At 38.9% G+C, this 12,435-nt stretch carries 11 protein-coding genes; 5 read left to right on the top strand and 6 right to left on the bottom strand.

From position 1 onward, the window contains the following. Positions 1–42 precede the first annotated feature (42 nt). Positions 43–1,467 carry a SpoVR family protein gene (locus BA70_RS10235; RefSeq protein WP_420834681.1) on the top strand — a complete coding sequence of 475 codons (1,425 nt, stop codon included), beginning with the start codon at positions 43–45 and terminating at the stop codon, positions 1,465–1,467. 52 nt (positions 1,468–1,519) lie between these two features. Here the strand turns inward: BA70_RS10235 and BA70_RS10230 are convergent, their stop codons facing one another. Further along, a complete protein-coding gene (locus BA70_RS10230; protein ID WP_034321602.1) occupies positions 1,520–2,884 on the bottom strand; it encodes an alkaline phosphatase in 1,365 nt (454 codons plus the stop codon). A gap of 354 nt (positions 2,885–3,238) precedes the next feature. Between BA70_RS10230 and BA70_RS10225 the strand changes: the two genes are divergently transcribed. Together BA70_RS10225 and BA70_RS10220 are read left to right on the top strand one after the other, a co-directional pair. Next, positions 3,239–4,060: a C40 family peptidase gene (locus BA70_RS10225; RefSeq protein WP_034321599.1), complete on the top strand. Its 822-nt coding sequence runs from the start codon at positions 3,239–3,241 to the stop codon at positions 4,058–4,060. Positions 4,061–4,512: 452 nt separating this feature from the next. Next, entirely contained in the window at positions 4,513–5,913 is a 1,401-nt protein-coding gene (locus BA70_RS10220) for a branched-chain amino acid transporter BcaP (protein ID WP_034321596.1), read from the top strand. A gap of 71 nt (positions 5,914–5,984) precedes the next feature. Here the strand turns inward: BA70_RS10220 and BA70_RS10215 are convergent, their stop codons facing one another. Genes BA70_RS10215 through BA70_RS10205 form a run of 3 tightly spaced genes read right to left on the bottom strand, consistent with a single transcriptional unit; the run spans position 5,985 to position 7,805 of the window. After that, positions 5,985–6,275 (bottom strand): hypothetical protein, encoded by a 291-nt coding sequence (locus tag BA70_RS10215; protein ID WP_034321593.1) that lies wholly within the window; start codon positions 6,273–6,275, stop codon positions 5,985–5,987. Then, a complete protein-coding gene (locus BA70_RS10210; protein WP_034321590.1) occupies positions 6,263–7,321 on the bottom strand; it encodes an anti-sigma factor in 1,059 nt (352 codons plus the stop codon). The genes BA70_RS10215 and BA70_RS10210 overlap by 13 nt, the downstream gene beginning before the upstream one ends. Continuing rightward, positions 7,314–7,805, bottom strand: a complete 492-nt coding sequence (locus BA70_RS10205; RefSeq protein ID WP_003211938.1) for a sigma-70 family RNA polymerase sigma factor — start codon at positions 7,803–7,805, stop codon at positions 7,314–7,316. The genes BA70_RS10210 and BA70_RS10205 overlap by 8 nt, the downstream gene beginning before the upstream one ends. 387 nt (positions 7,806–8,192) lie before the next feature. On the opposite strand from BA70_RS10205, the gene BA70_RS10200 reads away from it, so the two are divergent. Next, positions 8,193–8,795 carry a lysophospholipid acyltransferase family protein gene (locus tag BA70_RS10200; protein ID WP_034321587.1) on the top strand — a complete coding sequence of 201 codons (603 nt, stop codon included), beginning with the start codon at positions 8,193–8,195 and terminating at the stop codon, positions 8,793–8,795. Between the two features lie 38 nt (positions 8,796–8,833). Here the strand turns inward: BA70_RS10200 and BA70_RS10195 are convergent, their stop codons facing one another. Together BA70_RS10195 and BA70_RS19510 are read right to left on the bottom strand one after the other, a co-directional pair. Next, a complete protein-coding gene (locus BA70_RS10195) occupies positions 8,834–10,165 on the bottom strand; it encodes a hemolysin family protein (protein WP_034321584.1) in 1,332 nt (443 codons plus the stop codon). Between the two features lie 59 nt (positions 10,166–10,224). Continuing rightward, a complete protein-coding gene (locus tag BA70_RS19510) occupies positions 10,225–10,665 on the bottom strand; it encodes a MerR family transcriptional regulator (RefSeq protein ID WP_078061701.1) in 441 nt (146 codons plus the stop codon). Between the two features lie 336 nt (positions 10,666–11,001). On the opposite strand from BA70_RS19510, the gene BA70_RS10185 reads away from it, so the two are divergent. Then, entirely contained in the window at positions 11,002–12,384 is a 1,383-nt protein-coding gene (locus tag BA70_RS10185) for a hemolysin family protein (protein WP_034321580.1), read from the top strand. Positions 12,385–12,435 lie beyond the last annotated feature (51 nt).

Raw genomic sequence — 12,435 nt, 5'->3', positions numbered from 1 at the left:
TTAGATACGCTCATATAGTAGGGATAAGTCCGATGAGGAGGGATGGTTTCCTTGAGCGTATCTGAAAAACGTCTTTTACAAAGAGCCATTGATGAAATTACAGAAATTGCAGAAGGATTTGGTCTAGATTTTTATCCGATGAGGTATGAAATCTGTCCCGCGGAAATTATTTATACGTTCGGTGCATACGGAATGCCAACAAGATTTAGCCACTGGAGCTTTGGAAAGCAATTTCATAAAATGAAGCTTCATTATGATTTAGGGTTAAGCAAAATTTATGAACTGGTGATCAATTCAAATCCTTGCTACGCCTTTCTACTAGATAACAATTCGCTTGTTCAAAATAAATTAATTGTGGCTCATGTACTGGCACACTGTGATTTCTTTAAAAATAATTGCCGTTTCCAAAACACAAAACGAGATATGGTAGAAAGCATGGCTGCGGCGGCAGAGCGGATCAAAGAGTATGAGCATATCCACGGAACAAAAGAAGTCGAATCCTTTTTAGATGCGGTATTGGCTTTGCAGGAGCATATTGATCCGTCTCTTGTTCGTTCAAAATTAAGCTGGAATATAGACGATGAAGAAGAATATGAAGAGGATAAACTAAAACGTCAAACACCGTATGATGATTTGTGGGGAATGGATGAGCCGAAGACGCGTGAGAAAAAGAAAACCGTCAAGCAATTTCCACCAAAGCCAGAAAAAGATATTTTGCTCTTTATTGAAGCACATTCCCGGGAGCTAGAGCCGTGGCAGCGGGATGTACTGACCATGCTTAGAGAGGAAATGCTCTATTTTTGGCCGCAGCTGGAAACAAAGATTATGAATGAAGGCTGGGCATCGTATTGGCACCAGCGGATTATGCGCGAGCTCGATTTAGATTCAAGTGAATCGATTGAATTTGCGAAATTAAATGCAGGCGTGGTGCAGCCATCTAAGACGGGTATCAATCCTTACTATTTAGGGCTGAAGATATTTGAAGATATTGAAGAACGCTATGACAACCCATGTGAAGAATTAAAAAAAGCAGGTGTGACAGAAGGGTCCGGACGTAGCAAAATGTTTGAAGTACGAGAAATTGAATCGGACATTTCCTTTATTCGAAACTACTTAACAAAAGACCTTGTGATGAGAGAAGACTTGTACTTGTTTCAAAAGCAGGGGAGAGACTATAAAGTCATTGATAAAGAATGGAAGGCTGTTCGTGATCAGCTTGTGAGCATGAGGGTCAATGGTGGTTTTCCTTATTTGACCGTGATTGATGGCGACTATTTAAAAAACAATGAACTCTATATTAAGCATTGGTACGAAGGCATTGAGCTCGACCTGAAATACTTAGAAAAAGTACTCCCATATTTGTATCAGCTGTGGGGAAGAAGTGTGCATATCGAGTCAGTTCTTGAAGGAAAAGAGGTGATGTTTTCATACGATGGAAAAGGAGTTCATAGAAAATATCTCGCGTAAAAAGATCAAAAAAGATGTCTGTTTTAAGACATCTTTTTTGTGTTTCACAAAGTTATTGATTTTTAAGCAATTTGAAAATGTGCTTGGCTTGATCTGTATTTTCCATGAGAGCTTTTAGCTGCTGGCTTGTTGGTCCATATGCATAAAACGGTACTTCATCACCGGTATGACCTGATGTTGTCCAGCCTGTATGTGATCTTGTGTTGATGATTTCTTCAATTGCATCATCAATCTTAACTGCATTTTTTGTTTCAGCTGCTTTTTGAATAGAAGCAATCTCCTCTTTTGTGAAATCAAGTTCAATATATTGTTTGAGCGCAGACTCAACAGTCATGCCACCTGCAATTTTGTTTGCAATAAAATCAGGTGTCTTTTTCGCTGCTTTTACAGGTTTGTAATCCCAGCTGCCAGAGCCATCTGCTCCGAAGGAAAGTCCGCCAGTGGAATGATCCGCAGTTGTGATCACTAACGTATTTTTATCCTTTTTTGCGAAACGAATGGCTTCTTCAAATGCTTTTTCAAAATCCTTCACTTCACTCATGGCACTGACAATATCATGGTCATGTCCCGCCCAGTCAATTTGACTGCCTTCGACCATGAGGAAAAATCCTTTTTTGTTTTTAGATAGCTGTTTAATGGCTGAGGACGTCATGTCTTGTAGGGAAGGAGTGTTTTTATCGCGATCAATGGCTTTATCGAGACCGCCATCAGCAAAAAGACCTAACACTTTTTGGTTTTTGTTGTTTTGTAAGGCGGCTTTATTGGTGACATAATCGTAACCTGCTTTTTTGAATTCCTTCGTCAAATCACGATCCTTGCGAACAAAATCGATAAGTCCTCCACCAAGCATGACATCGACTGTATGCTGTTTCCCGATTTTCTCATCGAAGAAATCATCGGCAATGGCTGCTGTGTTTTTTCGAGACACATCATGGGCGGCATATGCAGCAGGTGTGGCATTGGTTAATTCAGATGTCACGACAAGACCCGTAGACTTTCCTTTGCGCTTTGCTTCTTCTAAGACTGTTTTTAATTTTTTGCCGTTTTTGTTTACGCTGATGGCATTGTTGTATGTCTTTTTACCAGTCGCCATGGCTGTACCAGCCGCTGCTGAATCGGTGATGTTACTTTTAGAGTCGTCAGGGTATGTTTTGTGCATGCCAGTGAGGTAAGGATCAAACGCTGTTTGCTTTGAAAGGTCTCCGTTGTGTTTAAATGAGCGGTAAGTTGAAAGATAAGGTGTGCCCATGCCATCTCCAATTAACACGATCACATTTTGTACGTCATTTTTTGGTTTCTTTTTCGCCTCAGCTTTGTCAGCCTGTCCAAATTCAATTCCTGAAAAAATGCCAATCGATAGCACAGATGCTGCTGCCACAGCAGCTATTTTCGTTTTCGAGCTTTTCAACACACTCATTCATTTTGCCTCCTCATTGTTTATGTATCGCTCTTACGTTTACAATGGTAGAGCAGAAGTGTGGATTCCATTTTACAGTACCGTAAAGTTCGCTTTAAAATTGTAAAGGTCCACTTTACATAGAATGGACCAAAATGAGAAATGAATGTATCATTTATCCATGACAAGATGCATTCGTTTTGTCATGATTGTGTAATAAAAATGAAATGAAAAGAACCCTAAAAAAAAATAAATTTTGCCGAATTAATAAGCATAATGTCGTAGGAAGTCAAGACTATTTCTTCTGGTATTTGATCCTTATAATAGAAAGTAGATAAAAATTCGGATCACGATAGATACATACAGGAGGAACAAATGAAAAAACAATTGATCACAGCTGCAAGTGCAGTTCTACTTGGGACGACATTATTTGCCGGAGCTGCCTCAGCACAATCAGTAAAGGTTCAAAAAGGTGACTCTCTTTCTGTTCTAGCGAAAAGATACAAAACAACCGTGAGCAAGATTAAATCAGATAATAAGCTGAAATCTGACAAGATTTATGTTGGACAAACGTTAAAAGTAAATGGAACTTCCTCGAAAACAACAACTAAAACAACAACAACAGTAAAAGCGGCTTCAGCGACAGCCACTCATAAAGTTGTCAAAGGTGATACACTATCTAAAATTGGCAAAAAGTATGGGATGACAGTGAAAGAGCTGAAATCATTAAATAAACTCAAAACAGACCTCATCAAAATTGGACAAAAGCTAAAGGTGAAAAAGACGTCTAAAGTGAAGACAACACCTGTCAAAGAAAAAACAGTCTCTACTTCTTCATTAAACACGTCTAAGCTCGTATCTGATGCTAAAGCACAGAACGGTACACCATATAAATGGGGTGGAACGACACCGAAAGGCTTTGATTGCAGCGGGTTTATGTGGTATATCATTAACAAGCAAAAAAAGATCTCAAGACAAACAACAGAAGGTTTTTGGGGCTCGATGAAGAGCGTCTCAACACCAAAGGTAGGAGATTTTGTGTTCTTTACTACCTATAAATCTGGTCCATCTCACATGGGTGTCTACATTGGGAACAACAAGTTTATCCATGCTGCCTCTGACGGTGTGACAGTCAGTGATATGAATTCAAGCTATTGGAAGCCGATTTATCTTGGAGCGAAAACATTTGTTAACTAATCTATTCAAAGAGATTGCTCATGGAGCAGTCTCTTTTTTCATATATCATTCACGCAACAGGAGTGGACCTTTATCATAGTTCACTACCAGTCTAAAGACTTTTATATAACATGAATATGGACTCGCTAACAAAAGGGGAGTCTTATTTTTATTCAATTATTGTTATGTTAAAAAAACATAATTTTTGATGTTGAATAATAAATAGAGAGTGACAGGCTGTGAAATGAATAAAGTATGAAGAAAAACTGACCTATATATTGACAACGATTTTGTTGATATTTAAGAATTTTCACTCTATTTTTTAAAAAAGTGTTTTCATTTTTTAATTTTCATATATAATAATTTTACGCCACTAATTTATTGTGATAAATTTAATCTAAATATTCAGAAAATATTGTGAATTATAGAGGTGTGGCGTCTTTAGACTGATACTACGTTTTGGGAGTGATGTTATGAGCAATTCGTTGTTTAGAAAAAAGAGCATTTCAGATCTCATCGCGGCAACACAAGGGGAAAAAGCGTTAAAAAAGGAATTAGGTTCATTTGACTTAACGATGCTTGGTATTGGGGCCATTATCGGAACAGGGATATTTGTTCTGACAGGTACAGGAGCTGTCACAGCGGGTCCAGGACTCGTTCTATCATTTGTGATCGCAGGTCTTGCTTGTTTGTTTGCGGCACTTTCTTATGCGGAATTCGCTTCCACCGTTCCTGTGTCAGGATCTGTTTATACATTTACGTACGCATCAATGGGAGAATTTTTGGCGTTTATCATTGGTTGGGATTTGATATTAGAATATATGCTGGCCGCTAGTGCAGTTTCAGCAGGCTGGTCGGGATATTTTGTGTCATTTTTAAATGGGGTTGGCATTCATATACCGGTTGAGTTAACAGCAGCACCAGGTGGTTTAAAGGGGCAAGTGACATATTTTAATCTTCCTGCATTTATTATTTTAATGATCATCACCTTCTTGCTGTACTTCGGTATTAAGGAATCAAAACGAGTCAATAACATCATGGTGATTTTGAAAATTGCTGTCATTCTGCTCTTTATTTTAGTCGCTGTGAAATATGTAAAACCAGAAAACTGGACACCATTCGTTCCATTTGGGACATCAGGGGTCTTAAGTGCAGCAGCACTCGTATTTTTTGCATTTATCGGATTTGATGCAGTTGCTTCTGCGGCAGAGGAGACAAAAAATCCTTCACGCAACTTGCCAAGAGGTATTATTACTTCATTATTGATTTGTACCGTTTTGTATGTCGTTGTGAGTGCCATCATGACGGGCATCGTTCCATTCATGAACTTTGATGGAGTATCACATCCAGTGTCTCTTGTTTTACAAGTAGCAGGTCAAAACTGGGTGGCTGGCATTGTGGATATTGGGGCGATTTTAGGGATGACCACGGTTATGCTTGTCATGCTATATGGCCAAACACGCGTCATGTTTGCGATGTCTCGTGATGGCTTGGTGCCAAAGGTTCTTTCAAAGGTTCATCCAAAACATAAAACACCTTATATCAATACACTTTTCTTCGGTACATTGTCAGCATTAATGGGAGGGTTCATTCCACTAGATGAGCTTGCAAGCCTAGTGAACATCGGGACACTCTCCGCATTCATTTTGATTTCGGTCGCTGTCATTGTGATGAGAAAAACACAGCCTGATTTACCGAGAGCATTTAAATGCCCAGCAGTTCCACTCATTCCAATCTTGGCTATTCTATCCTGTGGACTGCTCATTTATAAACTCGGCGCCATCACATTTGTTCGTTTCTTCATCTGGCTTGCTATTGGATTGGTTGTCTATTTCTTATATTCAAGAAAGCACTCAGAATTAAATGAAAAATAAATGGATATACAGAAAAAAGCCAGTGCTACTTGGTGCAGTCAAGTAGCACTGGCTTTACATTTTGTAATTCATTAAAAACCTAACTGAAGATCTATATCAATTGATACGATGGCATAGACGCAAGCAATGACAAAGATATTCAGAACGACACCTAGAAAACCTGGGCCAGTACGACCTTTTTTGATGAACAGTTCAATAATACCAAATGGAACTGCGGCCATTGCAAAAGGAAGCATCTGAAAAGAATAAAATGTCACGTTGCTGATAATGGCGAGGTTCAGCATGAGCAGGGATAAAATAGCTGTGCCGACAGAAATCCAGCCAAATACATTGTGTTCTTTAAAAATTCTTACCAATTCCATAATTCCACCTCGCTCACTTTTGCCGTTTTAATCCGTTTTGTCTTCACAAATTTCTCAATTTCTTTAGAAGGACCTGTGACAACAGAGCCATAAGCTGTGACACCATTTTGATTGATATATCGTATTCGGTTAGCCAGATCTAGTTCAGGTCTGCCAGAGATCGTTTTTGCCCAGGTTGGATGCTGATTGACATAGGCAAGGGCATCTTTGAATTGATCTACCTCTGTTTTTGATGTGTGCTGAAGCTCTTTTAAAAATTCGGAGTCTTTCCCAGGAAAACCGATTGGGCGCTGATTCCCACTTAATGAATCCTCTGTTTTAATCGCATTCCAAAGCACTTTCATATCGTATTTTTTAGCAAAGGTATAAACGTCCTTTGGTGAGTATGCTTTATCATAGGATACATACACTTCACTCACTGTTCCTTCAGGAAGCTTGTCTAAAGTGGTGAGTGTTTGTTTTTTTGATGCATCTGCCTGCGTAGAAGGGTGGGTAAAGAAATCCTCCGTATTGCGTGCACTGTCACCATAATAAGAGATTGTAGGCTGTTTTAATTTATCGAAAAACATTTCAATTTGCTCACTGCCAATGGCTTCTGTTTTATTGCCTATTTGTTTTTGCAGCTTAAGCTCTGTGTTCATACCAAACAGCTTGACCTGTCCTTTTAAATCCCTCATATCAATGGCCACGTTTGGTTTCGTGAGAGCGACTGTCACAGCAGCTGTTTCCATGAAATGATTGCCTTTGCTCTCTGCTCCGCCAACTCCGTAGTATAGATAACTTCCTAATGTACAAAGCGGTAAAATAATGAGTGTAGATATGACAGCAAGTACGGAAATACGTAAGTAAGACTTTCTTTTTCCGTATTGTAAAATGGCTTTTTGCTTTTCAGGACTGATGGAAAAGTCTGTCCAATCCGAGTCATTCAGCTCCTGACTTAAGCGCTTTTCATTTTCTTCAAGCTCTTCTTCAAACGCCATCATTTCTTCCTCATTCATCTCGCCATTATTATATTGTTCCCATCGCTTGTTAAACTCTTCATTCATCATTAACACCTCTGTTATATAGTGCTTTTAGGCGCTGCCTTGCACGAAATAAAACACTTTTAAAATTTGCTTCAGTAATATTCATGACCTTGGATGCTTCCTTGTAATTCAGTTCTTTTAAATAATACAATGTCAACGCTTCCTTGTAGTTATCTGGAAGCTGCTCCAAATACATGTTGAGGACTTCTTTTATTTCAACCTGTTCAGCAGGGCTTTGTACAGACGTTTGTAAAAGGCCGCCAATTAGATCATCCGATATGGTCACTTCTTTTTTATGTTTCCTGACATAATCAATAAAAGCATTTCGTGCCACCTGAAATAACCAAGGTTTCACTTTGCTATGGTCGTAGGAATGAATATGTATATAAGCTCGCATAAAGGTTTCCTGCAATAAGTCTTCCGCCAAATGTTTGTCTTTTGTCATGGAGAGCAGAAACCTGTAAACATCGTTCATATACATTTGATAAATTTCATCGATCGTCACTGATTTTTCTCCCCTCTATGTTATACACGCATAAGAAAGGCATAAAGTTGCACGAAACTTCTCATAGGCCGTACATTACTCATTTCTTTCGCCGAATCAAAATCATTTCTCCTTATCATAGCGAAATTTGCATCATTTATAAAGCATTTTCAATAGAACAAATCAGGAAAAACCTTCGAAAAACGACAAAATTGGACACAATTCCTATTCTATTCTCTCCTAAAACCTCATGCTTGAATACAGAATGAGCCACGATTTCAAGCGGAAACATGATTTTAGTGGGCAGCCCTTCATTTTGACAGCATCACAAAATTTTTAGTACCAGGTAATAAAAAATTTGTTATAATAGAAACAAATCCTTCATTCTTCAAACAAAGGAAGTGCATTATGTATAAATTTTCAGGCTATACGATCAAAGCATTTTTTGCTCTCCGAGGCGGAATCAAAGTATATCAAAAAGAAAATTTGCCAACGGATCGAGGTTTTGTCATTGCATGTACGCATGAGGGTTTTGTGGATGTTCTTGCACTAGGCGCAGGAATTCTTCCGTTTGAGATCCACTACATGGCGAAAAAAGAATTGTTTGCAAATAAATGGATCGGCGGATTTTTAAAAAGGATTCATGCCTTTCCAGTTGATCGAGAGAATCCAGGGCCGAGCAGTATTAAAACGCCCATTAAATTATTAAAAGAAGGAAAGATCGTTGGAATTTTTCCAAGTGGAACACGTACAACAGAAGATGTTCCTTTGAAAAGAGGGGCGGTCACCATTGCGCAACTCGGCAAAGCGCCAATTGTTCCAGCGGCGTACAAAGGACCATCAAATGCGAAAAGCCTTTTCAAAAAGGGAAAAATGCGCTTAATCATTGGGGAACCGATTGAGCTGTCTGAATTTGACCATCTTCCGCCCAAAGAAAGATTAGGTGCCATGACCGAAGTATTAAACACAAGAATCAAAGAACTTGAAGCTCAATTAATGGAAAAGGGATAAAAAAACGACCACTTGCTTAGGGCAAGGGTCGTTTTTTCTTACGAAGCGCCTTCTTCGGCTGCTTCTAATAGTTGTTCATTTACCTTTTTGACTTCGATGTATACCACGTGGTGTCCATCGACTTCATTAATAATAAATTCATAGCCTTGTTCACGAATGGAGTCATTTTTCTCTACTTCATACTTCTGCGTGAGGAACCAGCCGCCAATCGTGTCAACTTCTTCATTATCAAGTGTAATCCCTAACAGTAGGTTGACTTGATCCACAAGGACTTTCCCATCAAAGATGTAATGGTCTTCGCCTAGCTTACGCACTTCGTTGATTTCATCTATATCGAATTCATCACGAATTTCACCGACGATTTCTTCAAGGATGTCTTCAACAGTCACAAGACCTGCTGTACCACCATATTCATCTGATAAGATCGCCATGTGTACACGTTCACGCTGCATTTTTAGCAGTAAATCATGAACAGGAAGCGTTTCAATCACATGAATAATCGGATTCACAAATTTTTCGATCGTATCACTTGTAGAACATTCACCGCTAATGCACGCAGTGAGAACCTCTTTAATATTCACAACACCGATCATATTGTCTTTATCGCCATCTTCAATTGGATAACGTGTATATTTCTCTACCTTGGTGACTTTCAGCATTTCCTCAATGGTAATATCATGAGGGAAGCTGACAACTTCGGTACGAGGAATCATAATTTCTTTCGCCAGACGGTCATCAAATTCGAAAATTTTATTGACATATTTGAATTCAGACTGGTTAATCTCGCCGCTTTTATAGCTTTCTGATAAAATAATCCGCAATTCTTCTTCAGAGTGTGCCATGTCATGCTCAGATACTTGCTGAAGACCAAACGCTTTCGTTAGTAAACGAGCAGATCCATTTAATACCCAAATGAACGGGAACATCACTTTGTAAAAGATCATCAGTGGTCTAGCAAAAAGAAGGGATACTTGCTCAGCCTTTTGAATGGCGAGTGTTTTTGGTGCAAGCTCTCCAACCACAACGTGTAAGAACGTCATGATACTAAACGCAATAATAAAAGTGATGATGTGACTAGCTGATTGAGGAATTGACAGCTCTACAAAAAGTGGAGCAAGCATATGCGCAATCGTTTCTTCCCCTAACCAACCTATTCCAAGGGCGGTAATGGTAATACCAAGCTGACAGGCAGATAAGTACTCATCAAGGTGAGTCGTCACATGCTTGACAGCAACTGCTGTTTTATTACCTTCTGCGATTAATTGATCAATTCTTGAGCTTCTTAAGCGAATGATTGCAAACTCTGATGCAACGAAAAATGCGGTTAAAGCTATAAGCAAAGCAACTATAAGTAAATTAACTATGTCCAATTAAGGCCTTCGTTCTGACTGTTGAGAACGAAGGTAACACCTCCTGTTTAGTAAAAATTTTAACTTAACAGCAGTAAAAATGATTGGACAGCCGTCATTTTTTCAGGAGTAAGCTGCTCTTTTAGTTTTTCACGTTGTTCTGGTTGAAGCTGCTTACAACGTGTCAAAATGCGGTCCATATGCTCATTCATCTGATCGATATCAGAGGTTAAATGGACAAGTTCGTCATGATTCTCTTTTTGAGAAGGGAATTGTTCATCTAATCTGGATTTGATGTCAGAAAGAGCCAATCTCTGCTGTTTGCAAAGAACGATTAATTGTAATCGTTTTAAAGCACGTTCATCGTAATAACGATAATTTGAGCAAGATCTAACAGGCGCAAGCAATCCTAGATTTGTATAATAATCTACTGTTCGTTTCGTCACCTGTGCAATCTGTGCTAGCTCACCAATACGGTACTTTTTCTCAGCCCCATCTGAACATCTCCTCCTAACCGTCACGTTATAGTTTATGAAAATAGTTTAATATAATTCTAGGCTGAAATACAAGTTAATTGTTCATATTTCCTGCCAATATGAAGAAACAGAGGGGGCATTTCCTCAATCTAGGTTGTCATGTCAAAAATAACATGACGACACAGGAATTTTCAGATTATTTATGGTAAGATAAAATGAATACCGTTTCATATATATGTAGAGAGGCGGATTTTACGTGAACCGGAGGTGGTTAAGTGGGGCCCTCAAAGTCGTCTTATTTAATCAGTTAACCGTTTTGCAAAAGACAACATCATCAATCAGGAGGTGACTCCTTGTTCTTCTAAGAAAGAGCAAGGTTAAATGGACGATATTGTTAATCTGAGTATAGTCGGTGTTTTGATTGCTTTAACAGCTTTCTTTGTTGCATCTGAATTTGCCATTGTGAAGGTGAGAAGTTCCAGAATTAATCAACTTGTTGCCGAAGGGTCCAAAAAGGCCATCATGGCGAAAAAGGTGACATCAAGGCTAGATGAATATTTGTCAGCCTGTCAGCTTGGTATTACAGTGACATCACTCGGTTTAGGGTGGATCGGTAAACCGGCAGTGAAAGAACTTTTGGTTCGAGGTTTCGGTTTGACAAACATTCCTGATTCAGCAATCAGCCTGATCTCAGCAACACTTGCGTTCTCTATTATTACTTTTTTGCATGTAGTCGTAGGTGAGCTTGCTCCAAAAACGCTCGCCATTCAAAAGGCAGAAAAAATGACGCTTTGGCTGTCAGGCCCGCTGCATGCATTTTATATCCTCATGTACCCTTTCATTTATGTGTTAAACGGGTCAGCCCGAATGTTAACCAAAATGATGGGCATCGATATGGGTGCTGAAAAAGAACATTCCCATTCTGAAGAGGAATTGAAGATTTTATTATCTGAGAGCTTGAAAAATGGGGAAATCAACCCATCAGAATATAACTATATGAACAAAATTTTCGATTTCGATAATCGAATTGCCAGAGAGATCATGATACCCCGAAGAGAAATTTGCGCAATCCCAGAAGATATGCCATTAGACGATATACTGGCCGTTATGACAAAGGAAAAGTATACACGTTTTCCAGTGTTTTCAGGGGATAAAGACCATGTCATTGGCATGTTGAACAAAAAGCAGCTCTTTGCAGATATTGTGTATCAGGAAGAAAAAGATCAACTGAAGATTCAAGATTATATATATCCTGTGATAGAAGTGATTGACACAATTCCAATTCAGCAGCTTCTCGTTAAGATGCAGCGCGATAGAATGCATATGGCGATTTTAACTGATGAATATGGCGGAACGTCTGGACTTGTCACAACGGAAGATATTTTAGAGGAGATTGTCGGAGACATTCGAGATGAATTCGATGAAGATGAGCAGCCTGTCATTCAAAAAAGAGCCGATCATCATTATGTATTAGATGGCAAAGTGAGATTAGATGAAGTTCAAGATTTGATCGAGCTTCCCTATAATGATGAAGAAATTGATACAATAGGCGGGTTAATCTTAAAAGAAAATATCGATATCCAAGAAGGACAGTCTATTTATCTCGATGACATTCGGATAAAGGTGCTGGAAATGGATGGGCGCTATATTAAAAAGATCGACCTGAAGAAAGGCGTCATGTCATCGGATAAAGATAACACACGCACTGGGCTTGATATAAAAGAGCCACTGTTAGTAAATGAAATGACCTTGAGCGAAAAATAAGCTCAAGGTTTTTTTAGGTATTTAGTCTCTTTTTAACGAATATATGTTCGT

The sequence above is a fragment of the Bacillus zhangzhouensis genome (assembly GCF_000715205.1).
In the GTDB taxonomy this organism is placed as follows: domain Bacteria; phylum Bacillota; class Bacilli; order Bacillales; family Bacillaceae; genus Bacillus; species Bacillus zhangzhouensis.
The sequence above is the reverse complement of the archived record's forward strand: the minus strand, read 5'-3'. Positions and strand labels throughout refer to the sequence as shown.